At 36.9% G+C, this 25,615-nt stretch carries 15 protein-coding genes; 6 read left to right on the top strand and 9 right to left on the bottom strand.

The genetic code is table 11. The annotated features are described in order from the left end of the window. The first annotated feature begins 365 nt into the window (after positions 1-365). The 3 genes from PL9214_RS26130 to PL9214_RS26140 all read left to right on the top strand — a co-directional run bounded on the left by PL9214_RS26130 (position 366) and on the right by PL9214_RS26140 (position 3,503). Positions 366-1,268 (top strand): polysaccharide deacetylase family protein, encoded by a 903-nt coding sequence (locus PL9214_RS26130; RefSeq protein WP_083580192.1) that lies wholly within the window; start codon positions 366-368, stop codon positions 1,266-1,268. A 237-nt stretch (positions 1,269-1,505) separates the two neighbouring features. After that, entirely contained in the window at positions 1,506-2,603 is a 1,098-nt protein-coding gene (locus PL9214_RS26135; protein WP_072722206.1) for a DJ-1/PfpI/YhbO family deglycase/protease, read from the top strand. Between the two features lie 396 nt (positions 2,604-2,999). Next, positions 3,000-3,503 carry an ATP-binding protein gene (locus PL9214_RS26140; protein ID WP_083580193.1) on the top strand — a complete coding sequence of 168 codons (504 nt, stop codon included), beginning with the start codon at positions 3,000-3,002 and terminating at the stop codon, positions 3,501-3,503. 15 nt (positions 3,504-3,518) lie between these two features. Here the strand turns inward: PL9214_RS26140 and PL9214_RS26145 are convergent, their stop codons facing one another. Next, entirely contained in the window at positions 3,519-9,764 is a 6,246-nt protein-coding gene (locus PL9214_RS26145; RefSeq protein WP_072722208.1) for a translocation/assembly module TamB domain-containing protein, read from the bottom strand. A gap of 465 nt (positions 9,765-10,229) precedes the next feature. On the opposite strand from PL9214_RS26145, the gene PL9214_RS26150 reads away from it, so the two are divergent. Continuing rightward, on the top strand, positions 10,230-11,141 hold the full coding sequence (locus tag PL9214_RS26150) for a pentapeptide repeat-containing protein (RefSeq protein ID WP_072722209.1): 912 nt from the start codon (positions 10,230-10,232) through the stop codon (positions 11,139-11,141). Between the two features lie 24 nt (positions 11,142-11,165). Then, positions 11,166-11,489, top strand: a complete 324-nt coding sequence (gene cutA / locus PL9214_RS26155; RefSeq protein ID WP_072722210.1) for a divalent-cation tolerance protein CutA — start codon at positions 11,166-11,168, stop codon at positions 11,487-11,489. 67 nt (positions 11,490-11,556) lie between these two features. Here cutA and PL9214_RS26160 read toward each other — a convergent pair whose 3' ends face one another. The 7 genes from PL9214_RS26160 to PL9214_RS26190 all read right to left on the bottom strand — a co-directional run bounded on the left by PL9214_RS26160 (position 11,557) and on the right by PL9214_RS26190 (position 22,258). Then, positions 11,557-12,753, bottom strand: coding sequence for a hypothetical protein (locus tag PL9214_RS26160; RefSeq protein WP_072722211.1), 1,197 nt, complete (start codon positions 12,751-12,753; stop codon positions 11,557-11,559). A 3-nt stretch (positions 12,754-12,756) separates the two neighbouring features. Continuing rightward, positions 12,757-14,112 (bottom strand): APC family permease, encoded by a 1,356-nt coding sequence (locus tag PL9214_RS26165; protein ID WP_072722212.1) that lies wholly within the window; start codon positions 14,110-14,112, stop codon positions 12,757-12,759. Between the two features lie 162 nt (positions 14,113-14,274). After that, the gene (locus PL9214_RS26170) at positions 14,275-14,742 is read right to left on the bottom strand and encodes a hypothetical protein (protein ID WP_072722213.1); all 468 of its coding nucleotides are present in this window, start codon (positions 14,740-14,742) and stop codon (positions 14,275-14,277) included. Positions 14,743-14,887: 145 nt separating this feature from the next. Beyond that, complete coding sequence (gene murD, locus PL9214_RS26175) at positions 14,888-16,252, bottom strand: UDP-N-acetylmuramoyl-L-alanine--D-glutamate ligase (RefSeq protein ID WP_072722214.1); 1,365 nt, start codon at positions 16,250-16,252, stop codon at positions 14,888-14,890. Positions 16,253-16,336: 84 nt separating this feature from the next. Next, positions 16,337-18,490, bottom strand: coding sequence for a glycine--tRNA ligase subunit beta (glyS, locus tag PL9214_RS26180; protein ID WP_072722215.1), 2,154 nt, complete (start codon positions 18,488-18,490; stop codon positions 16,337-16,339). A gap of 161 nt (positions 18,491-18,651) precedes the next feature. Next, entirely contained in the window at positions 18,652-19,311 is a 660-nt protein-coding gene (locus PL9214_RS26185; RefSeq protein WP_072722216.1) for a Uma2 family endonuclease, read from the bottom strand. A 277-nt stretch (positions 19,312-19,588) separates the two neighbouring features. Beyond that, positions 19,589-22,258 (bottom strand): DNA polymerase III subunit alpha, encoded by a 2,670-nt coding sequence (locus tag PL9214_RS26190; protein WP_072722217.1) that lies wholly within the window; start codon positions 22,256-22,258, stop codon positions 19,589-19,591. Between the two features lie 46 nt (positions 22,259-22,304). Here PL9214_RS26190 and menD point away from each other — a divergent pair, with 46 nt between their 5' ends. Next, the gene (menD, locus tag PL9214_RS26195) at positions 22,305-24,068 is read left to right on the top strand and encodes a 2-succinyl-5-enolpyruvyl-6-hydroxy-3-cyclohexene-1-carboxylic-acid synthase (protein WP_072722218.1); all 1,764 of its coding nucleotides are present in this window, start codon (positions 22,305-22,307) and stop codon (positions 24,066-24,068) included. Here the strand turns inward: menD and PL9214_RS26200 are convergent. Beyond that, positions 24,065-25,390 carry a F390 synthetase-related protein gene (locus PL9214_RS26200; RefSeq protein WP_072722219.1) on the bottom strand — a complete coding sequence of 442 codons (1,326 nt, stop codon included), beginning with the start codon at positions 25,388-25,390 and terminating at the stop codon, positions 24,065-24,067. The two genes, menD and PL9214_RS26200, sit on opposite strands and share 4 nt — an antisense overlap. Positions 25,391-25,615 lie beyond the last annotated feature (225 nt).

The following is a 25,615-nucleotide window of genomic DNA, read 5'->3' on the forward strand; positions in this document are numbered from 1 at the left end:
AGGGTGATTATAGTATATTGATGAATATCAGGGGTATTATTCGCATATTTTCTGATGCAAAAACGGTTTTTCAACCGAGATCAGTTCCCAACCGAACTAATAATTAACACTGCATCTGAGGGAAATAGGGCTGACTGAAACCCACAACCCATAGGGAGACATTATGACAGGGTTAGAATTGGCTATTTTTATTGTAGGGCCGTTAGTTTCGTTTTTATTTGCGATCGCATTAACACCCAACAAACCGGAGATCGTTTCTGATCAGGAACATTCTCATATTTAATCAAACTTTAGGAGAGTTTGCAGGAGTTAGAGGAAAAGTCTCCTAAACTAGAGTCAGATTATTTTGACGCTGAAAATTGATCATGGGTTCCCCAAATTTTAAACGGTTTCCACAGATTCTACTGGGTGGTGTGAGTGGAATGTTTATTCTTAGCTTTTATTTTGGGCAAGTTGCTGTATCCTTGCCCCCTGTTGCGTTGTCAACTCAAAATCAGGTTCTTCCAACCGAGATTAATTCTTCTGAAGATGACATCGAAAAACCCCCTATTCCCCCTTTAGGAGAACCAGACCCCTTTATCCCCAGACAACCTTTCCCCCCTCCCAATTTAAAAAAGCCTGAAAAACCTTATTATTCTTTAATTCCAGACCGCTATAAAGGCAAAACGATTTATCAAGTTTCTCCTCGAAATCAAGAAAAAGTAATTGCCTTAACCTTTGATGATGGCCCTTGGTTAGAAACCTTAAAAGTTTTAGCGGTTTTACAACAGTTTGATATTAAAGCCACATTTTTTATTTTAGGTCGCAATTTACTATTATACCCTGAAATTATGCAACAAGTGGTTCAAGCGGGTCATGCGGTTGGGAATCATACTTGGACACATTCTTATCCCAAAATGGAACCTTTGCGGGCAAAATCAGAAATTGAAAATACATCAGCCAAATTACAGTTAATGACAGGGTTAAAAACCCGGTTATTTCGTCCTCCTGGAGGCATTTTAGATAATGGAACGGCGGAGTATGCTCGCAGTAAAAACTATGCGATTATTATGTGGTCAATTGATACGAAAGACTATCAACAAGCTTCGGCTGAAATTTTAGCAGATCGGGTTTTAAATCAAGCGCGTCCAGGGGATATTGTTTTAATGCACGATGGCGGTGGAAATCGGTTTCAAACAATACAATCCTTAAAGATTATCATTCCTGAATTACAAAAACGAGGCTATCGGTTTGTCACGGTTCCTGAATTATTAGCCTTATCTGAATAGTAGGGTGTGTAAGCTAACTTCCACGAACTAGGTAATCATTGATGGAATTTAGCCAACGCACTCTAGTCTCATCATTTCTCCAACCTTTGACAGATGAATTTTAGAGTTAAAACTCTTTAAACTAACAAAATGTTCAATGAATAAATTGAGTTTATACAGCCCCAAAACAAACAATTTTAAAGCTCAGATTGTTCATTCAAACTTTAATAGTCAATTCATCATCATTAGGAGAATAGCATGGCATTAAACTATAACGATTTATCTAAAAAACGAGTTGCAATTTTAATTGAAAATGGAGTCGAAGATGCAGAGTTTCTAATTCCTTATAATGCCTTTAAAATGTCCGAGGCAGAAACCGTTGTTCTCGGTTCTCGGATGAATGAAAAATACAAAGGAAAACAAGGAAAAATGACTCATTTCGCTGATGGGACGACCACAGAAGCGCGTCCAGAAGACTTTGATGCTGTGATTATTCCGGGGGGAATGGCACCCGATAAAATGCGCTGTAACCCCAATACAGTTAAATTTGTGCAGGCGATGATGGAGCAAGGAAAATGGGTCGCTGCGGTTTGTCATGGGCCCCAGGTATTAATTGAAGGAGATTTATTACGCGGAAAAAATGCAACGGGGTTTGTATCTATTCGCAAAGATATGATGAATTCTGGGGCGATTTATTTGAATAAGCCTTTAGTTGTTGATGGAAATTTAATTACCTCCCGTCAACCGGGAGATTTGGCTATTTTTACCACTGCTATTTTAAACCGATTAGGCTTAGGAAAACAGGCAGGTCTTCCTGATGAAAATAATACTTTAGCAGAATGGTGGAAATTAGCCGATGCTTGGGGAGGTTCAACCAAAGGAGAAATTGCTAAAGCCTTAAATACAGCTTTAGCGGGGGAACACTATTCTTTAGAAGCCTTAGAACAGTATGCCGAAAAAGCAGATTATCTGAAATTAAAGTTAATGTTGAAGGATTTTATTTCCCTTAAACGGCGACATATTGATCAATTAGAAACTCGTTTGCAAGAGTTAGGAGAAAAACCGAGTTTACCGTCAGCAATGGCTGAACCCTATGCGAAGTTAAAAAGCTGGTTACAGTCTAGTGATGATATAGCGGTTACAAAACGAGCATTAGGGGATATTCAAACAGGGGTTGTTGATGTTTTTAATTTACGGGTTCAAACCACTGACCCGGTTTCAACGGCATTATTTACTGAAATTGAACAACATTTAGCTGAACAAGAACAACAATTAGTCGAACTTTATCAAACCATGTTAGGGTCAAAATCTCCTGAACCTGCGACACCTTCTACGGGTGCTGCTATTAGTATGTAAGTTGTTTGAATTCAAGGCTTTAGCCCAACAATAAATTTTTTTGAGCGATCGCTTCTTGATTTAAAGAGGGGCGATCGCTATTTTATCGCGTAAATCTAAATGAATCTATAGATGATCTCTAAATACCCCGTAGAGACGCGCCATGGCGCGTCTCTACACAATACGGATGCGTAGCAAGTATTTAAAGATTTCATATAAGTTTAAATCAATTGTACAACTGTTTTGATTCCAAAATTATCGTAGGGGCGAGGTAGGACACAAGCCCCTACCTAGAAATCACAGTATTTTTGGGGATTAATAATTAGGCTGACTATTTTATAAAATTGATTTAGACTTGCTATATAGCGGTTTCCTATTCTATCTCCTAAACAGCCAAATCTTTTAATTGAATGGAATATGATATGTCATTTTATGATTGGGGTTCCGGGTTCAGGAAAGTCAACGATTGCTCAACAACTTGCGGAAATTACGCAGGGTGTGATTATTTCTACAGATCGAATTCGAGAACAGCTTTATGGGGAGGAAATTATTCAGGGAAATTGGTCAGAAATCGAAGCAGAAGTTTTAAAACAAATGGAAGCAGCAATCACTTCTTCTCAACCGATTATTTATGATGCGACTAATGCTTATCCTCAGTGGCGACTCGAACTATTAGAAAAAATTGCTTTAATTTCTCCTGAAATCTCTCGGTCTTGGGTGGCTTGGGTATTAGAAACCCCGATAGAAATTTGCAAACAATGGAATCAAAATCGCCAGCGCCACGTTCCTGAATCTGTTATTGAAGAAATGGGAAAAGCGATCGCCAATTTTCCTCCCACTTTATCAGAAGGATTTATTACCATTTATCCTGTAAAACCTGGATATCTCGATTTAAAAATTCTACTAATCACTAACTATTAACAGTCAACAATTAACTTAAAATCGCGTTTCATACTCAAACCGAATTTCACTTTCATTACCGAAATTTGTAGCTCCGCGTAACAATAAATTATCATTCAGACGATAATTAATATTAAATAGAAAAGGTTGATGAGCCGCTAAGACACGACTTAAAGACACATAGGTATTATTGGTTACATCTAAACCCACTTCAATTCCCACCCCTAATGCTGAAGCTCTTCCACTCGAACCTCGTTCAGCAACCCGTGAGGGATAAATTCTAAATTCCGTTAATCCCGTTGCATTAATAATATCCTGCTGTAGCTTACCAAATAATCCCGCGCTGGCAATATTTGCTAATACTAATGTACTATCATCTTGAATGCCTTGAATCACACTTCCACCCAATAAAGCGACTAATTCATTTTGAGAACGAGGCGGAGAACTTTGTAACTTAATAATATCATTAATTTCCGATGCCGGGCCGCGCACAAGGGCAACAATACGAATCGTTCGCACAGTTCCAAACCGAGACGGACTTAAGGCTTCCGTTTGTTCAGCCGGGAATGCAGAGGGAGGAGAAACAAACCGCACCGCTTCAGGAACACGGGTGACTAAGCGAACGTTTAAAATGGGGTCGAGTCCCTCAGAAGGAACAAAGATGGCTTGTTGAGGATAGCCTCGATCTAATCGTAATTGACTGGTATAAAGATTCACTTGTCCTCCCGTTAAGTCAATGGTTCCTTGAGGACGAATATCATTAATACTCGCTAAACTTCCATTCAATTGAATTGTTCCTTTGGCAGTAAAATTAATTAAAGGAGCATCTAAAATTGGGGGCGTCATGACTTGAATATTATCGGCTAATGTAAGTTTTAATCCATTTAAACTGACATTCACCGGTGATTGAGAATTTGTTTCTGGGGTATCGGTTGGTAAGGTGGCGGTTTCTTGAGACGGTAAAATCACTCTTCCCTTACTTAATACGACTTCTCCGCCTAATTTGGGTTTTAAAGCTGTTCCTGTAATTGTGATAGCACCGGAAGCATTTCCTTTATAGAGATCGGGTAAATTTAGGGTTAATTGATCTAAGCTTAATTGTAGAGGAGTTTGCAGATCGGGATCAGTTTCAGCCAAGGGAGAAGACACGGGTAAAACGCCACTTAAGAGGATATTTCCTGTTCCTTTATCTCCTTGTAATTCCCCTTTAATTTCTTTAACCTGAATGCGATCGCCTGTAAATAAAGCCGTTCCACTTAATCCTACAATAGACTGTTCTAAACTGCGGGCGGTTAAGACTGCATCTTGAATTTTAAATAACCCTTCCGGTTTGAGATTGAGTTTAATTCCTCCTGTTTCTGGTTGTTGCAAACTGCCACTAATTCTTAATTGGACTAACCCCTTTCCTTCTTGCCAATTTAACTCAGGATTCAGTAAATTAATCACCGCTAACCCTTCATCTTTAATATCCACTCGCACATCCACTAAATCGCTTTCTGGAGTGACTTTAGCAAAGGGTAATTTAAAGGGGAGAGTTCCTTTAAAAGCAATAGGATCAACTTCAGTAACTAATAAGCTACCTCCAAATCTTAAGCGAGCATTATTATAACTAAAACTGCTTTGAGCTTCTTGAACCGGATCACCATTGACTGTTGCTTCTAATAAAGTTAATTCTCCCGATGCTTGGGGATTATCTAAAGTTCCCCCAACACTCGCCCGCACATTTAATTGTCCGGTTAAATCAACATTCGGTAAATCGACAATTTTTTCAATTTCTTCTAAGCGGATATTTTTAACTCGTAATTGACCAGAGGGTTGTTGATTGGCTAAATTTAATTGTCCGCGAAAATCATATAATGTTGCACCCGAACGCAGTTGTATAGGTTCAACTCGTAAAACATTATCAGCGAAATTAGCGTCTAATAGAAACTGATCAGCCCTATATTTTCCATAGTTCCAATCTTCACCTTTAACCGTTGCAGTCGCTTGAATTCCTGATTGAATTGAACCTTGAAAAGCAATTTCTCCGGTAAATTTTCCTTGTAAATCTTGTAAGGGAGGTAAAGGTTCCTTCGCGGCTTCTTCAATTGATTGTTGTAAGATGGCTTGAATTTCTGCAAATCGTCGTAATTGTTGCAATAATGTGGGATTTCCTGGTAAACCGACGGGTACTGGGGCGACTTCTGTAGCTGTTGCATAGTCAGGGGGTTTTAATCCTCTGGCTAAATCTTCTAAATTAAAGATTTTTAAGGCGGTTAAGACATCTTGTAAACTACCTTGGGGGATTTTAATGGTTCCTTCAAATTGATTGGATACAGTTGATAAATTTTGGGTATTGGGTGCGGAAAGACTGGCTAAAATTTCAGAAACCTGGGCTTTAGTATTAATTAAAACTTGAGTGATTCCCTTCTTCAGTTCAGCATCCGTTAAGGTTACAATTCCATTTTGATAATTAAAATTTCCTTTAAAGGAATCCGCTTGAATATATCCTAAAGCGGGTTCTTGAACAATAATATTTCCCGTTGCAGCAATTTGATTCAGGTTAAAACTGGCTAAATTAGAAACTGTAACTTGTCCCGATGCTATCCCTTTTAACAGTCCAATATCGAATTGGGCTAAAGGAGAAAAACTTAAAGTTTGTAGGGGAAATTGTTCTAAACTAATGTTTAAATTATTGCCTTGGGATTGTCCGACTAATAAGCTTTTATCCCGTTGAACTAAGAATGAAATCGGTAAGTATTTATCATCTAAAACCAGTTCTATTTTATCCTGTTCTCCTGCTAAAGCAACATTTACCTGCTGACCGGGACTAATATTAACGGTTCCTGCTAAAAGGGGATCAAAAGTGACATCCCGCAGGGCAAAATTATTTAATCTTAAATCTCCGTTTAAATTTAAGGCGGAAAGGGTTCCGGTTAACTTCCCATTAAAATTAACAATTCCCGCCACTAAAGGGCTATCTCCGGTTGTAACTTCTGGGGGTAAAATTGCTAAAATATTTTGAGCTAAGGGAGATTGTAAATCAAAATTATTGACCCGAACATTTAAGTTTAAATTTGAGAGTTGGAGAATACCATTTCCTTGAAATTCAACCCCAACAAACCCATCGGTTGAAAATCCTGGGGTTTCTGCTTTTTGAATATTAATTTGTTGACCATTCCAACTCGCAATGGCATCAAAGGGTTGTTTAATAATCGGTAATTCTGTTAGTTGTAATTGGCCTAAAGCTTGGATCGTTTTAGGATTAATAGAGGCTAGATTTCCTTGTCCCAAGATTTCAGTATTTAATAATCCTCGTAATAAAGGCATATTTTCTGCTTGGTCTAGCAGTCCATTTTGACGTAAATTAGCCATGAGTTCCGGGATTTGAGATTCGACTAACCGAGAGAACCGACTAAGGGCAATTTCATCTCCTTTAAAACCTGCTTTCCATTGTCCTTGTTGGGTTTCTCCAGTTGCTAAAACGAAGCCTCCTCCTTGACCTAAATTAACTTGTCCATCCAGACTTGCTATTAAGTTATTGGGTGAAAAATTGGTTAAATTTCCGCGAAAGTTAGCTGAACCTTGGAGAAATCCTCCTTGTAAATTTAAAGCGTTAATTTCAGCGACTAAACTGGGTTGTAAATTGGCTAAGGGTAATCCTAAATTAATTAAAGGTTGTAGAGGAATTTGATTGGTAATGACTTGAGCTATTAACTGATTATTTTGTAATTGTCCTTCTGCATTAATCGTACCGCCAAAATTACCTAAATTAACTTGTCCTGATGCGTTAGCAATTAGCGTATTTAGGTTTAAGTTATCTAAATTTCCGGTAATATTTCCCCCCCCAGTTAAACGACTATTCCGCAGGTCAATTGTTTGAATTTGAGTTTTAACATTATTGGGTAAATTAGCAAGGGGTAAGCCTAAATTAATCCAAGGATTTAATTGAATATCTCTGGCGTTAAATTCGCCTTTAAACTGTCCTTGATTGATTTGGCTATTGGCGGTAATGATTCCCCCTAAATTTCCTAAATTAATTATTGTTTTTGCGTTTCCCGTGAGGCTATTCGGGGTAAAATTTTCTATATTTCCGTTGAGAGAACCTGCAATTTGTAAAGTTCCTTGGCTGAAATCTAAGTTTTGCAGTTGTGCGGTTGTGGTCTGGGGTAAATTTGCTAAGGGTAATCCAATATTAATTAATCGAGGTAAGGCTAAATTATCGCTGGAAAATTCCGTTTTAAATAGTCCGTTTTGCAGTTGAGCGATCGCATTAATCGTGCTATCCCGAAAATTAAGTTGAATTTGACTATCTGCAATTAAAGTATTTAAAGAAAATCCCTTTAAATTTCCTGATAATTTTGCAGCGAGATTCAAACGACCATCAGTTAAATCAACCGATTGAATTTGTTGTTTTGTCGCATTGGGTAGGGAGGCAAATAATAAGCCTAAATCTACTAAAGGCGTGATTGCAATTTGATTCCCTAAAATTTCAGCGTTCCAAATATCATTATTATTTTTTTGAGCAATCAGATTCAGATTACCGTTAGCAATTTCAACTTGTACTTTCGCCGTTGTTCCTGCAAATTGAGCTTGACCCAACATCGGATAGGTCACCGAGGGTAAGCTAAATTTAGCCTCACCTTTTAAGTTGTCTAAATTTCCAGAAACTTGAGCATTTGCGGATAAATTACCAATTCTAAAACTTGGTAAAAGTCCATAGGATTGAGCGATCGCATCCCCTGGAATATTATCTACAGTAAAATCTAACTTAACCGTCGGATTAAATTCGACTTTTCGGGTTGTAATTTCAGGCTTTGGAGGTAAGGTTGGGAGCGATTGATTCGGAGTGGGTTTTTGTTGACGGATAATGACTTTATCACCGGGTTTAAGCAGTTCCGGTTGGGTTCCTAATAATGCCGTTAATCCGTTTAATTGAACTTCTCCATTTCCCTTAACGGAACCGCCAACGGATGGTTGAATTAATAAATTTTGAATACCAATAACCGGATCGGCTAAAATTTTAAAATTGGGATCAAATTTGGCTAATAGATTAAAATCGGTTTGAATTGTATCAAAATAAATTCGATCAACTAACGTTTTTTGAGTAGTAGCAATCGTTCCTGAAATTTGAGGGGTTTGTAAATAGCCTTTTAAGTTGACATCAGCTTTTAATTCTCCCGTAATCGGAAACGGTAATTTCAGAGGTTCTCCTTGAATTCTTTCTACAGTTTTTAACAGCGTTGAAATTTGAACAGGTTTTAAATTAGCTGCTAAATTAACTTGAGTTTTAGCCAATTCTAAATTAGGATTTGTTAAAACAGATCCCTTCAGATTGAGAGCTAAATCCCCCATTGTTGTATTAAACTGATCAATAATCAGTTGAGTTCCCGCAAATCGCAATTTAGCTTGACTTAAATTAACCGTATCGGGAAGATTTTCAACCCCAACTTTAATTTGATCTAAATTTAACGTTCCTCGAACATCTAGGGGTTTATAATTCTCTAATTTAACGCTTAAATTTGTATTTAATTTCCCTTGTTTGACGGACACACCCGGAGTAGAAACAAACCAGGCGATTAAGGGTAAATCTATACGATTGGCTTGAATTTGGGCATTTACTCTGCCTGGTTCTAGTAAGGCATCTCCCTTAATTGCAAAGGTTCCCGTATCCCCAATTGTTCCAGCTAAATCTGCTTGAATTCGAGCATTATCTTCGCTTAAGTTAGCTCTAACTTGATCAACCCCAATTTTAATTGGTTTTTGCGTTTTAGTTCCTTGGGAATTAGCTTTCAAAATCTCATAAGGCATTAAATTAATTTGAGCCTTTTCAATGCCAATGGTTCTAAAAACTAAAGTAATGGCAGGATTCGGATCTAAATTTAGCTTTGTATTTAGCCAATTTCCTGATGCGTCTTCTTCGATATAAATATTAGGTTTAACTAATGTAATATCCAGTTGAACTTTGGGTTTATATAAGGATAAAAGGGAAAAATTAACTTCTACGGCTTCCGCTACAGCTTTATCAGTATCTGTTGCGGTAGGGGGAATAGATGAGTGACCAAAACGAATACTATTAAGGGTAAATCCTTCAACGGGGCCGACATTAACAGGCCGTTGTATAATAGTTTCTAAGGTACTGCCAATAATGGGTGCTAACCGATATCGAATAAACCAGGCGGCTGTTGTTCCCACTGTTAAGAGGGTGATTCCGCATCCGACACCCCCCCAAACCAGGATGCGCCTTAACCGTTGTCGGGGATGTAAAATTGGTTCAGAATTAGGATTAGGAGAATGAGTCATCTCAAATCTGGCTCTGGGTGAATCAAAACACTATTATAGAAGCAATTGAGACTTTAGCATTTTAGCAGTGAACTGCATAAAATAGTAGGTGGATAAAATTAATAACGTGTTAAGGCGAACTTCTGGTTCATCAAGTTGGATTCCTGTATCAATATTAAACTTAAATTGAGCGGGTTTTCTGAAGTTTACACTCGTTGATTAACAGGTAAGCTACAGCATTCTTATCAGTCAAAGTTTATTTAATTTTAATTAATTAAGTATTCTCCCGGAGTTAAATTTCTACAATCTATTCAATTATTACCTAAAATTCAGTGCATATACGGGGATAGCCACAAAATACAAGGGGAAAAACCCAATTTCGTTTTGACAATTATTAAAAAATGTTAAACACAAAAATATAAAAACTTTCTTAAGATTTCCGGGTATATTGAAAATACAAGCCAAGGAAACTGGAGCCATACATCTATGCTAGTCAGCCAACTCTTGAGGCAGTACGAAGAAGGGGAAACCAATTTTACAGAGGTAGACCTCCAAGGTGCAGACCTATCGGGTACGATTTTGATTGGCGTTAACCTTTCCAGAGCGAACCTGACGGGAGCCAACCTTAGTCGAGCCTTCCTGAGTCGGGTCAAATTGAATGGGGCCTGTTTGCATCGTGCTAATCTCAGTTATGCCAAAATGAACGAAGCAAAATTAGGGGATGCTAACCTGAGTAAAGCCAATTTGAGTGGTGCTTTTTTAGTCAAAGCTAAACTTCCTAATGCTAATTTGAGCGGTGCTATTTTGACGGGAGCTAATTTAAGACGCGCCACACTCCCTAATGCTAATTTATGCTCGGCAAATTTACAATTAACCAATTTAAGAGAAGCAAATTTAACGGGAGTTAACTTAAAATGGGCGAATTTAATCGCGGCAAAACTCAGTGGAGCCAACCTATTCGGAGCAGAATTAAACGGAGCTAATCTGCAAAAAGCTTATATGAATGGTCTTAAATTAAGTCGAGTTAATCTTGAGGGTGTAAATCTAAGTGAAGCTAGGCTTAATGGTGCAGATTTAGAAGATGCCACCTTAATTAATACTAACTTTAGTAAAGCTCAAATGCGAGGAATTCGGTTAACAAACGCAGATTTAACCGGGGCTAATTTAGAACGAGCGAGTCTGATGTGGGCTAATTTAAACTGGGCAAAATTACCTCAAGCTGACTTAAGGAATGCCGATTTAAGAGATGCGTCTTTATTGGGAGCAACCCTTGAAGGAACTCAATTTCAAGGCGCAAAATTACCTCAATCTTTAAAACTTTATCTGGATTTAGCGATTACTTGTTCTAATTTATATCAAGCTCATACTCAAAAGTGTGCGATTGAGTTAAGATCATGATTATAAAGAGTTAATCAGACATCAATGGGAACAGATTATGCGGTAGTGCTTGTTACGGCAAGTTCTAGGTTAGAAGCGGAAAAAATTGCTCAAGCTTTAGTTGAAAAAAAACTGGCGGCTTGTGTTAGCTTAATGCCTATTCATTCGATTTATACCTGGAAATCAGAATTATGTCAGGAGGATGAATGGCAATTAATGATCAAAACCGATCTCAGACAGTTTGAGCAGTTAGAAACAAAAATCAAACAACTTCACTCTTACGAAGTCCCTGAAATTATTGCGTTACCGATTATTAAAGGTTCGGGGGATTATTTAAACTGGATTTCTGAACAAACTCAGAAACATTAAAATTAAATTTTCATTTTCTCTTAATAATTTTATCCTTCTTATTCAGGTATTTAAGATACAATTAGCCTTAAGGTTTTTCCTTTTTCGTCGCTAACATCATATTGGATTGGTTCACCCCAAACTTATAACCGACTCCAAAATTAAGCGGTTTTATAGAAGAATTAGTTTGATAAACTTTCCTTAAATCCGATTGATAACGAACACTAAATAAGGAAATGGGGGCGGTATAGGTTCCAAAAAAATCTAAATTCCATTGTTTTTCTGCAAAGGATTTAAGCGGTATCCCAGAATCATCTTGTAAAATGGCTTGACTTTGATCGAGAATTAATTCTCGAATTGCTGAAAAAGTGGGTCTGTGCATTAAATAGGATGCAGCTTTAAGATAGGTCACGGGTTGATTAATTTGTTTAACAAATTGGCTGTATTGGGGTGTTTTTTTCAAGCCGTCATCGGAAATATCTGCGGAAAAATAATATAATGTTCGCGGTTGTTTTTCCCCTTTAGGAACAAAATCAATTTTTACCCCTGGAATCATTCCTTTTTCAAACTTTTGAATTTTAGCATCTTGATCTAATCCAATATATTGTAGATCTAAAATTCTATTATTGGTTCTTGCCATAAAGAATACAATTAACGGTAAAACGCCTTGATTCGATAAATCAGATTTCATTTCTTTGGTTTGAAAAAAGCTAAACTGAAGTAAAGAATAAAGAGAGTTTTTAACATCCGCTAACTTTTGATTACGTTGAGTTTCCGATAATTGATTAAAATCAGGAAGAGTTCCAACGGGTTCTAAAGCAGTAAGAACATATTTTTTAGATGTGGGAAAAAATAAATAAGCATATAAAAAATCAGGGCCACTAAAGGGATAAAAAATCTCAGGATTGGATTGATTAATCGTCGCTAATTCTTGTTCTGACCATTGACTGACTTTCGCCAGTTGTTGTTTTTCGAGTTTTGACCAAGCCGAATCAATAAAATTATGATAATTCATCCAAAAATTTGATTTTTCTAAGGAATAAAGTTTGCTTTTGGCATCTACTTTCATTCCAGCCATCAATTTAGCTGTATCGGTTAAATTATCAGCTTTTTTTGGGTCATAACTAGCTAAAGAGTCAACAGGTTTAGGGGGAATTGGTGGTGTTGTTTTCGTTTGACTGACTTCAGGTTGAGGTGTTTCAATATCTTGTTGAGGTTGAGTTTGAGAACAAGATTGCAATCCAGTAACCGTTAAAATAAGGGCTAATAAGGCTTTGATTTTCATAGACTATACTAATTTTTTGTGAACACCGATAAAATAGAAGGGTAAACCTAAGGCTATTGTTCCTAATCCAGCTAAGGATTCTAAAGGTTTATCCTGAAAAATAAATATTAGCATCCAAAGGCTAATTCCTAAAAAAATAATTGGGGTAATAGGATATCCCCAAGTTTGATAGGGACGGGGCGCACCAGGATAGCGAAATCGATAAACAAAAACCCCTAAAACGGTGATCGCCGAACATAGGGTTAAGGTAAATCCTAAATAGGTTATTACGGCTTCAAAGCTGGCTGTAATGATTAAAATCATCACAATTGCAAGTTGGAAACAGATCGCATAATAGGGAATTCCATGTAGATTTTTTCGAGATAAAATTTTAAACAAAGGAATATCTTCTCCGATGACTTGGGTAACTCTTGGCCCTGCTAATACCATTGAACTGATAGAAGAAATTAACCCAAATCCAATTAATAATCCCATTAATTTTGCCCCGAAGTTGCCGAAAATTTGTTGGGCTGCAATATAACCAATTTCTAATTGTCCGGCTAATTGGTTGATGGGTGTGGTATAGAGAAAAATAAAATTTAGAAGTAGATATAAAATTGTCACAATTAAGGTGCCAATTAAAAGCGATCTTGGTAAGTTTTTTTCAGGTTCTTGGAGTTCACTCGCTAAATAAACGGCTGCGTTCCAACCGGAATAGGAATAGGTCACATAGACTAAAGAAATGGCAAAAGAGGAACTAAAAATCACTTTAAAATCATTAATATTAGGTAAAAATTGAATCGGTTGTGGGTCGGCTAGGATGAATCCCGATAGAATAAAAACTAGGATGAGAATCACTTTTAAAACCGTAAAGCCTTGTTGAAATAAACTGCCAATTTTTAAGGTTTGGCTATGAATCAAAGAAACTAAGATAACGGCTATTAAAGCGATCACTATTGGATACTTTAAACTAGGAAATACGCTGGATATATACTTACCAAATGCCATCGCTGCGGCGGCAATGGGAGCGGCAAAACCAACGGTGACAGAAACCCATCCAGAGAGAAACCCCAACAGAGGATGATAAATTTTAGATAGATAATGATATTCTCCCCCAGAACGGGGCATTGCTGCTCCTAATTCCCCATAACAAAGGGCACCAGAAAGGGCAAAAATACCGCCAATTAACCACAAAAACAAAATGGCAAAACCAGATTTAATATCGATGACTTGGAACCCCAAACTGGTAAATACACCCGTTCCAATCATATTCGCAACGACAATACAAATAGCCGTTAATAATGAGATTTGATTCGGGGATGAATTGGGTTTTTCTGGGAAATTAGAGGTGGAATTAGGAGGATCGTTAAATTGATTCATGAATATTTTTTTATGAATTAAAGGGAACTATAACAGATTTTGAGCTAATTTTCTATGATTTGCTGTTATAATAATTCATCGCTACTCAATTGAGAAGATTTAGAAAAGCATGGGGTTAATAAATTGGCTTGAATTGAACCGCAATAAAGATTACTGATTTTCTCATCGTCGATTTAAGTTTAAAATTGTGCTGACTTCTTGCAAGAGTTGATTTTGTTCTTGATGAATATTCTCTAAGTGTTGTAGTAAAATAATCAGCCGTTCTTGCTGTTCTAAACTCAGTGATTCTATCCGTTGTTGAGGGTGGGTTGATAAAAACTGTGATAAGCGACTTTGACGAAGTTCGGAATTCAAGGGTCTGCCAGGGTTTAAAATCCATTGAGAAATCCAAATTAAGCTATATTGAAATAGTTGAAAAGGACTGGTTAAAATGAATAGCCATCCTTGTTTAAATAAACTACTAATCGCTTGTAAAAATCCCGAAAATAAGCTAATTAAAAATACAAAGAGAATGAAACCCATCCCAGGATGGCTAATTAACCAAGAGATAAAAGGATGAGCATTAATCCAATCTTGGATTAGAGAGTGAACCGCGTTTTTAAGGGCATCATTGATTGATAAATTAGGCATATAAAACTGATGTTTGAGGCATTTTTTATATTTTATTCCCCATCAAAGATTAAGTTATCTATCTCTCAGTTGATTTTTAATGGTTTTAATCCCATGCTTGTAGAGACGTTTCATGAAACATCCCTACATTAACATTGAATTAATATTAACCCTTTAATTCTAAACACAACTGACGGAAATGTTCTCCTCGATGTTCAAAACTTTGATATTGATCAAAACTAGCACAAGCTGGAGATAATAACACAACTTTTGCTCCTAATTTAGGGGCAATTTCAGAGGCTTTTTGAATAGCTTTTTCCAGGGTTTCAACAATTTCAAAATTAAAGTAATTTTCTGCTTTTAACCGTTGAGAAAATGCCTCGGCTGCATCTCCAATTAATAACACTGAGGCTACTTTTTCTTTAATTCTATAAATCCAAGCCGTATCATCTCCTTTTTTAGCCTCTCCCCCAGCAATTAAAATCACCGGAGAATCAACCGCCGCTAATCCCACTTCTGCTGCATCATAATTGGTGGCTTTACTATCATTAATCCAATCAATTCCTTGCCAAGTCATAATCTGTTCTAAACGATGGGCAACCCCAGGAAAATTAGAAATAGCATGACAAATAGCTTCTGTTTCAATTCCGGCTAATCTAGCTGTAGCAACAGCCATTAATAGATTTTGTTGGTTATGACTTCCCACCATTTTTAAAGCATCGGCTTGAACAATGGGTTCTCCATTTTGCATCACCCAATTATTCTCAATATAAAATCCGAGTTCAGAATTAGCCACTAATTTTTCTTGTCCTAAAACACTTGTCCAACAGGCAGAAAGCCAACGTTGATGAGCCGTTTCTCTTAAATAAGGATCATCCCCATTAATTACTTGTTGTTGGGATTGATATAATAATTTAGCTTTAATATCATAATAGCGTTCTAAGGTGTAATGACGATTCAAATGATCCGGTGTAAACGTTGTCCAAACCGCAATTCTAGGATTTAAAGTGGATGAAGATTCGATTTGATAACTACTCACTTCCGCAATAATCCAATCTAACGGTTGAGCGCTTCCTTCGTATTCTTGTAAGGCTAATTCACAGGCTGCATACCCAATATTTCCACAGGCTGGAGCGTTTAAACCTGCGACTTGAAATATCGCAGCAGTCAGGGCTGTTGTTGTGGTTTTTCCATTCGTTCCTGTAATACAAACCCAAGGCACATCTCGCAGATTTCGCCAAGCTAATTCCATTTCTCCAATGGTTTCTATGCCTAAATTTCGGGCGGTTTTTAACCCCGGAATATCCCAAGGAACCCCAGGACTAACCACCACTAAATCTAAGGACTCATCCGGTTGAAAATTCTCTCCTAAATTAACTACAATTCCTTCGCTTTCTAATTGTTGTTTTTGGGGTTCTAATTGAGAGGAATTGTTGCGATCGCTTAAACTAACATCCCACCCTTGCAATTTTAACAACCGTGCTGCGGCATTTCCAGATTTTCCTAAACCAATAACATGAGCTTTGAGCATAGACAATGTAATGATACCCTGTATAAATTCGTTGATTGTACTTGATAAAGAGGGCAGGTTTAGATTCACAACCTACCCCTATTTTTAACTTTTGACAATTGCTCCAAAATCAGCTAAAACACGGGCATGATTTCTTAATAATCCCAATAAATTCAAACGATTACGTTGAATATTTGGATCATCATCCATCACTAAAACACTTTCTGAGCCATCAAAAAAGCTACTAACCTTCGGGGTAATTTCTGCTAATGCTTCGACCAATTGACGATAATTTCGCGTTGTTTGAGACGCTTGGGTTTTGGGAACTAACTGCACTAATGCTTGATAAAATTCCTGTTCAGAAGATTTTTGGAAAAGATCAGGTTTAACCTTTTTGTCCGGTTGCAATTCTAGGGTGCCTAAATCTCCGTGTTTGGCTAACCGAGTGGAACGATTAACGGTTTCATAAATTTGATCTAATGTGCCATCATTACGGATAGTTTGTAGGAATAACGCTCGATCTCGGACATCCAATAAATCCTGTAACGCCCGTTCTTTATATTCGAGATCATTGTCTCCTAAAACCGCATTGACTAAATCATAATCAATGGCTTTTTCATCCTGTAATAAGGTTCTAATCCGTTGCAGGAAAAAATCATCTAATTGATGAGTTAATCCTAGCATGGCATTAGGAAATGTATTGACAAAATCGGCTGAAATTTGTTTCAAAAGTTGATATAAATTCAACGATAAATCTGCCGACCAAATAATATTAATTACCGCATTTGCCGCACGACGTAAGGCAAAAGGATCAGAGGAACCTGTGGGTAACATTCCCAAACCAAAAATACTAACTAAGGTATCAAGTTTGTCCGCTAAACCCACCACTCGACCGACTAAAGTTTGGGGTAAATTATCAGTCGCACTGCGAGGTAAATAATGTTCAAAAATCGCCGTTGCTACCGCTTCCGGTTCTCCCCCTTCACGCGCATATTTTTCTCCCATTACCCCTTGCAATTCGGGGAACTCATACACCATTTGGGTGACTAAATCCGCTTTACATAATAATGCTGCCCGTTGAATTAAATTGCGATCTGATTCATTCACATTCAGTTGATCTGCAATCCAGTTAGCAATTTTACCAATGCGATTAACTTTATCTCGAACTGAACCTAAATTCTCTTGAAATGTCACTGCTTCTAAGGCAGGTAAATAGCTTTCTAAGGGCGTTTTTAAATCCGACTTATAGAAAAATTGACCATCCGCTAACCTCGCCCGAATGACCCGTTCATTTCCGGCTGCAATTAAATCTGATTTAGCGGGATCACCATTAGAAATCGTGATAAAATAGGGTTTTAACAGCAATGAATTTTGAGTTTCTGTTGTTAATACCGGAAAATACCGTTGATGGGTTACCATGACCGTTTTAATGACTTCAGCAGGTAAATTCAAAAATTCCTGATCAAATGTTCCGACAACAGCCGTCGGCCATTCCACTAAATTAACAACTTCTGCTAATAAATCTTCGGTAATTTCTGCCTGTCCTCCCACACTATTCGCTGCTATTTTAACTTCTTTTTGAATCGTCTGAATCCGTTCTTGGGGGTCAACTTCAATAAACCCTTTCCTAATAGATTCAGCATAGGTTTTAGCCTCAGAAATGGTAATCGGTTCTGGATGTAAAACTCGATGTCCTTGGGAAATGCGATCGCTTTTAATTTCTTCGGAACCACTAACTAATGTAACGGGTAAAATCTGGTCATCCAATAACGTAATTAACCAGCGAATCGGACGGGGAAATTTTAAATCTCCATCCCCCCAACGCATAAATCGTTTTCCTTCTAATTTGCTAATCCATTCTAGGGTTAATTTTGCTAAAATATCTGCTGTTAATCGACCCGGAATTTTTTTTAAAACAAAGACAAAATCCCCTTTAGAAGTGGGACGAATCTCTAGATCTTCTAAAGTCACACCCTGTTTTTTAATGAATCCTTCCGCCGCCGGAGTCGGTTTGCCGTCTTTGAAAGCGGTCGATGCTGGGGGGCCTTTAATTTCTTCTTCCCGGTCAGGTTGGTGGCTAGGAAGTCCTTCAATTAATACAGCTAACCGTCGTGGTGTTCCCCAGACATGAACGGACTCAAAGGTTAAAAACTGTTCTTTGAGACTGACGGAAATTTTTTGTTGCCATTGTTGAATGGCGGTTTCCACAAAGGTTGCTGGTAATTCTTCTGTACCCACTTCGAGTAAAAAACTAACCATAGGAAATTTTATAAGGGATGTTGCTAAGAAAATTAAGGTTACAAATAATTACCATAGCAGGTTAGGGGGTCATTACTCAAGGGTTAACCATTTTTTGAGAATTTTTCAATCCCCGTAGAGACGTGTCATGGCGCGTCTCGACAAGACTTTTGAAAATGCTTTTATTCCATAGGTTCGACGCCTAAAGATCGTAATTGTTCGGCTAAACATTCAGCCCGATTTTGAGCTTTTAATGCAGCTTCTTCAGGAGTCGGAATAACATCACCTTCTGGGGTAAAATATCGAAGTTTTTCTTGATAAATTCCCAGACATAATCCTAACACTTCACTTTCCAATAATCCGGTAGCATTCGGAATAATTTCTTCATATTCCTGTCCGACTAATTTAAACCCTGCTAATTCTAAATCATCGGGAGAAAACCAAAAATATTCCTGGGTTCTAAAGCGATCTTGATATAAATTTTTTTTAGTAGTTTTATCGGTTTCTGCCGTTGAGTCGGAAAGCAGTTCAATAATTAAATCGGGATATTTCCCTTCTTCTTCCCAAACCACCCAAGATTTCCTCGGACGTTTATCAGTATTTCTCACCAAGAAAAAATCCGGCCCTCGAAAGTCTCGATTTCTTAGTTGTTGACGACTAAAATAAATCGTTAAATTTGCCCCGATAAAATAATTTGTTGTGTCTCTCCACAACCAATCTAAGCAAGATACTAATAATGCCAACTGGAGATAATGTAAGGTACTTTCCATTTCTATATATTCACTTTCAACCTGAGTTCCATCGGGCATTAAAGCCTCTAGTTGTTCTGCGGTAATTGACATTCTTACTTCTCCTCATTTGAGGTTGGCTTAATTTATTATATAGCAAGTATAAAGGAATTGTATAAAAGCAGGATTACGATTGTGAGGTTAAATAACTAATAACATCTAGCATTAACCGTTGTGATCGCCTCCTATCTTTTCCTTAAGTTGACACCAATGGGACGTGCCTCGCCCCTACACAGGGATTTGCGTTCATTTCTTAGGATTAATAATCAGCCATGATTATGAGGGTACAATCCATTTAGACTTGCTATAGTTTAAAATTTTTATATTCATTTTAATTTAAGTTAATCTGTTTTAATTCTAAATCTTTTTCAAAAATTTCATCAATGGGTAACATTTGACCATGAGTGGTCATAAATTTATGATCTTTTGTTGCTCGAATAACTGAACCATCTTCTAGGCAATATTCAAAAACTTCTTGTTCTCCTCGATGGTGCCATTGGGCGATAGGTTGAGTATAGATATAACCCTGATTATTAACAGTATAAACGGTGCATTCTATTTTTTCCTCAACAATTTTACCGATGGGCATTAACCCATATTCAACAGTTAAAATTTCTGTATCATAACTCAAACAATATTCAGCGAATTGAAGCATCTGTTCAAACAATTTTTCGGCAATTTCTTGGCGAACTCCATTTTTCGTTGCCCCATCAATAAAGGTTTCCCGTTGCTTCTGCATTTCTTCCGCTTTTTTCTTCCCCATCGCGCGGCGTAATAAGTCCGCTTGACCTAAAGAATAGCCCGCTAAATCTTGAGCTAATTTCATGATTTGTTCTTGAAAGCATAAAATTCCATAGGTTTCTTTTAAAATCGGTTCTAACATCGGGTGATCATAGCGAATTTCATCCCGTCCATGTTTACGATCAATAAATTGGGGAATTAAACCTGCATCTAATGGCCCCGGACGATAGAGGGCTAAAATAGAAGAAATATCATCTAAACAGGAAGGTTTGAGTTTTTTAACAATATCCATCATCCCAGAAGATTCTAACTGAAAAATTCCATCTAAATCCCCTTTTTCTAATAATTTATAAGTTTTCAATACATCTTCGGGTAACTTTTTATGGGTTTTATAAGCATCTTGCGCTCTCTTTTCTACATCAGAAGGTAGTTTTTCAGGATCAATTTTATGCTGATATTTTTCTTCAATATAATCAACGGCTTTTTGAATCATGGTTAAATTTTTTAAACCCAAAAAATCCATTTTTAATAATCCAACCGCTTCTAAATCCTCCATATAATATTGAGTAATGACCGCCCCATCATTATTACGTTGGAGGGGAACAATTTCGTCTAAAGGTTGTTTAGAAATCACCACACCCGCCGCATGAACTCCGAAGGTTTTGTTGGTTCCTTCGATACGAATTGCCATATCTAGCCATTGTTTAACTTTAATACTTCCGACTTCATCGCCTGCATCATTATGAATGGCAACATCTTCATTATCATAAGCTTCTTTGAATTCTGGAGCGGGACTTTGATCGGAAATCATAACTTTTAAACGGGTCGGTTTTCCCCGCGAAACCGGAATTAATTTTGCCATTTGATCCGATTTTTTATAAGAAATTCCTAACACCCTGGCGACATCTTTTAACACGGCTTTAGAGGTCATGCGGTTAAAGGTAATAATTTGAGCCACCTTATCTTCGCCATATTTATCAGTCACATATTTAATCATTTCGTCTCGCCGTTCAATACAGAAATCCGTATCAATATCAGGCATCGATTTTCGTTCAGGATTCAAAAATCGTTCAAATAATAAACCGTGAAAGACCGGATCAATATTGGTAATTTTTAAGGCATAAGCTACTAATGATCCGGCGGCTGAACCTCGTCCTGGCCCTACGGGAATATTGTTATCTCTGGCAAATTTAATATAATCCCAAACGACTAAAAAGTAAGTCGAAAACCCCATCTGTTGCATCATTTTAAGTTCATATTCTAAGCGCTCTTTATAAATAGGTTTAATCTCGCTTCGAGTTTTAGCATTCATCCGTTCTAATAACCCTTTCCAAGTCACTTCTTCTAAGTATGTATCGGCTGTATGATCGGCAGGAATGGGATAGTCAGGAATACGAGGTTCGCCTAAAATACCCTTATAGGGTTCAACTTTATTGGCAACTTCTACGGTATTATTAATCGCTTCTTGAATAATGTCATCGGATAAATGATCTCGAAATAGTTGCGCCATTTCTTCAGCAGATTTTAAATATTCTGTACCGCTATAGCGCATTCGTTTATCTTCATTAATTAACTTCTGGGTATTAATACAAAGTAAGGCATCATGGGCTTCCACATCGTTACAGGAGATAAAATGGGAATCATTTGTAGCCACAATTTTAATATTTAATTCTTGACTAATATTAACAATCTCAACATTAACCATCCGATCTTCTGGAGAGCCATGATCTTGAATTTCCAAATAAAAATCCTCTCCAAATACATCTTTATACCATTGAGCAACTTTTCGCGCCACATCATACCGTCCTTGTAAAATTGCCTGGGGAATTTCTCCGCCTAAACAAGCACTGGTAACAATTAACCCTTCATGATATTGTTCTAATAGCTCTTTATTAATACAGGGACGTGCAAAAATGCCTTTTCCTTGAAATCCTTGCAGGTGTGAAATGGTTGTTAATTTAACTAAATTTTTATACCCTTGGGTATTTTTTGCCAAGACGACTTGATGATATTTTTTCCGTCGAGAATCTTGAATATTAACATCCCCATTAACTACATACATCTCATTGCCAATAATGGGTTTAATATTCTTATTTCGACAAATTTTAATTAACTCAATTGCCCCATACATGACACCATGATCGGTGACAGCGATCGCAGGCATTCCTAACTCTAATGCTCGATCAATTAATTGAGGTAATTGAGATGCACCATCTAGTAAACTATAATCACTATGAATATGTAAACCGACAAAAGACATGGTTGAGTTCCTTTATTAAATTAAACTTAAAAATACTTGAGATAAAATGATTGACTTTCGTAATATTAACACAGTTTGGGCATCCATATTAGTGGAAACCCTCGCTCAATTAGGATTAAAAACAGCCATTCTTTGTCCCGGTTCCCGTTCTACTCCTTTAACCCTTGCTTTTGCTCAACATTCTAGCATAGAAACGATTCCGATTTTAGATGAACGGTCTGCCTGTTTTTTTGCGTTAGGAATTGCAAAAAGATCGGGTTTACCGACGGTTTTAGTGTGTACGTCAGGAACCGCCAGTGCTAATTTTTATCCGGCTATTATCGAAGCAAAAGAAAGCCGAGTACCTTTATTAATTCTAACAGCAGATCGTCCCCCGGAATTACGAGATTGTCATGCAGGTCAAACTATTGATCAAGTTAAATTATATGGGAATTATCCTAACTTTCAAACAGAATTAACGGTTCCGAGTTTAGATTTAGGATTGTTACGTTATTTGCGACAAACCTTAATTTATGCTTGGGAGCGATCGCAACTTCCCATCCCTGGCGTTGTCCATCTGAATATACCTTTTCGTGACCCGTTACATCCCGTTTCTCAAGCGGAAGCCACAGCTTTAAAAAGTGTATTTCCTGATGATTTTTTTACCAAAATTAATCTGATCAAAGCTCCTGTTTTATCGAGTTTTCATGCTTCTGATTATTTTAAACTCTGGTATAATTATTCCCAAGGAATTATTATTGCTGGGGTGGCACAACCTCAAAATTCAGAAGTTTATTGTCAAGCTATCACCCACCTTTCTCAACAGTTAAACTACCCCGTATTAGCCGAAGGATTATCTCCCGTTAGGAATTATTCTAACCTAAATCCCTATTTAATTTCAACCTATGATTTAATCTTAAGAAATTCTACCTTAGCCGAAAAACTTGCGCCTCAAGTTGTGATTCAAATTGGAGATTTACCCACCAGTAAAACCCTGAGAAACTGGTTAGAACAACAACAACCCGATTATTTTATCCTTGACCCTAGCTATCAGAATTTAGATGGGTTGCATGGAAAAACAACCCATTTAAGAATATCAATTGAACAGTTATCAGAACAAATTTATCGCCGGGAAGCTCCAGACACCTTAAATTTGACTGAATCTCAATTCTATTGTCATCTTTGGTGTGAGTTAGAAGCTCAAGCGAGAACTACCATTGATCAACAATTAGAACCTATTAACTTATTAATAGAACCTAAAGTTGCTTGGTTGCTGCCTCAAATTCTACCTCAAAACACCCCCATTTTTATTGCTAATAGTATGCCAGTCCGAGATGTAGAATTCTTTTGGGCTCCTAATTCTTTAAATATTCAACCCTTTTTTAATCGGGGTGCAAATGGGATTGATGGGACTTTATCCACTGCGTTAGGAATAGCCCATCATCAGCAAAGTAGTATTTTATTAACCGGAGATTTAGCTTTACTCCATGACACCAATGGATTTTTAATCAGCAACAAATTCATCGGTCATTTAACGATTATTTTAATTAATAATAATGGCGGTGGGATTTTTGAAATGTTACCCATTTCTCAATTTAATCCTCCCTTTGAAGATTATTTTGCCACCCCTCAAAATATTAATTTTGCTCAATTAGCCACTACTTATAATGTTGAGTATGAACAAATTAAATCTTGGGAACAACTACAACAACGTTTAAATCCGCTTCCCGAAACAGGAATTAGAATCTTAGAAATCCCAACAAATCGCAAAAAAGATGCTCAATGGCGACAACAGTATTTAAGGGAATTAGCAGATAAATTAAAGTTTTAGAAACCCGGTTTCTGAAGTTGCCAAACTCTTCGGCGTTTTTGACCTATTGGAATAGCCGGAAATTCATCAAGAAATACAATTTCAGGCATCTCACAGTGCAGACGTTCAAAAAGTGATTTTAACGATTTCTTAACCTCTTCTTGAATCACATCTTTTTCTCGATTTCTAACTTTCAAAGCAACTTCTATCCGATTAAAACTTAACTGCATGACTTGATAATCTTCAATATCCGCAGAAACCATAATAATTGTCCTCCGAATAAAATCAGGAAAAATTCTTACCCATTCATTTGTAGACTGATGAGGTAGATAAAAAATATCATCCTGTCGTCCTTCAATTCGTTCAATTGCCATTAATATTGATCCACATTGACAGGGTGTTTTACGTTCGACTAAAATATCATTCAGTTTATAACGGATTATCGGTTGCGTTTTGCGTCTAAAATCGGTTATAATCGGCATAAATCGAGATTGATTATCATCTAAATAGTCTTTCTGAATAGCAACAATATCCTCATTGAGATGTAAAGTTCCATAATCACAGGTATAACCTAAAAATCCTTCTGTACATTGATAAACTTGATGAATCATTTGATTAAAAACACCGCTCATATAATCAGCATCTAAAGGATCAAGCACTTCTGCAACAGAAACTATTTTTTTTGGTGATATTTTTAAACAGCCTTGTGCTTGAGATTCCGCTAATAATCTTAATAAAGAAGCAGGTGCAACTAAAAGTGTGGGTTGATAATGATTTAATCGTTGAATATGGTTGGTAATTGGGTCTAATAAATCAAAGAATTGGAACTGCAAATGCCGACTTTTTACCGTTTCATATAATCGACTATTTGCCCTCAGAAAAAATGCAATTTTTTCAGGGTATAAAATAAAATTGGGTAATAATTTAGCTAAAATGGTTCCAGCCCAAATCCATTGTTCCTGAGAACTAACTAAAAATAATCCTCGATTTCCACTGGTTCCCGTTGATAATCCAACGGTATAGCCGTATAAATTAGAGTTAAAATCCCGTGTTTGTTCAGCTTTTAACGCTATTTCAAAGGCTTCTGAGGCTGAAATTCCAACGGTATTAAGTTGATCAAAGTTTTCCATCATTTTTGCTTTATCAATCATCGGAAAATTTTGCCAATCAGAAATTTCTAAACCTTGATAATACTGTTGATAAAAGGGAGATTTTGGCAAAACCTTATTGAAAAACTTCTGAACCTGTTGATTTTGCCAAGTTAATAATTGTTCTCGGCTGTTGAATTGTCTAAAATATTTTGTTTGTAAATAATGTTTAAGAATGGTTAATGTGCGTTTCATTTTAATAATATCCTTGTAGGGTATGTTTTAAGCAGGATGATTATTATTGTATTGAATCAATAGATGGTGCGTGTGCTGCGATGACTAAAGGTTACAATGGCCTGTTGTATTGAATTAATATAGGGTGCGTGCGATGCAGCTTACGCACCCTACATATTACAGATAAAATTCAGTAAATTTACGGTTTATTTTTATGATTTTATCCTCTATTCTGATATTGGGAAC

Source organism: Planktothrix tepida PCC 9214, from assembly GCF_900009145.1.
In the GTDB taxonomy this organism is placed as follows: Bacteria; Cyanobacteriota; Cyanobacteriia; order Cyanobacteriales; family Microcoleaceae; genus Planktothrix; species Planktothrix tepida.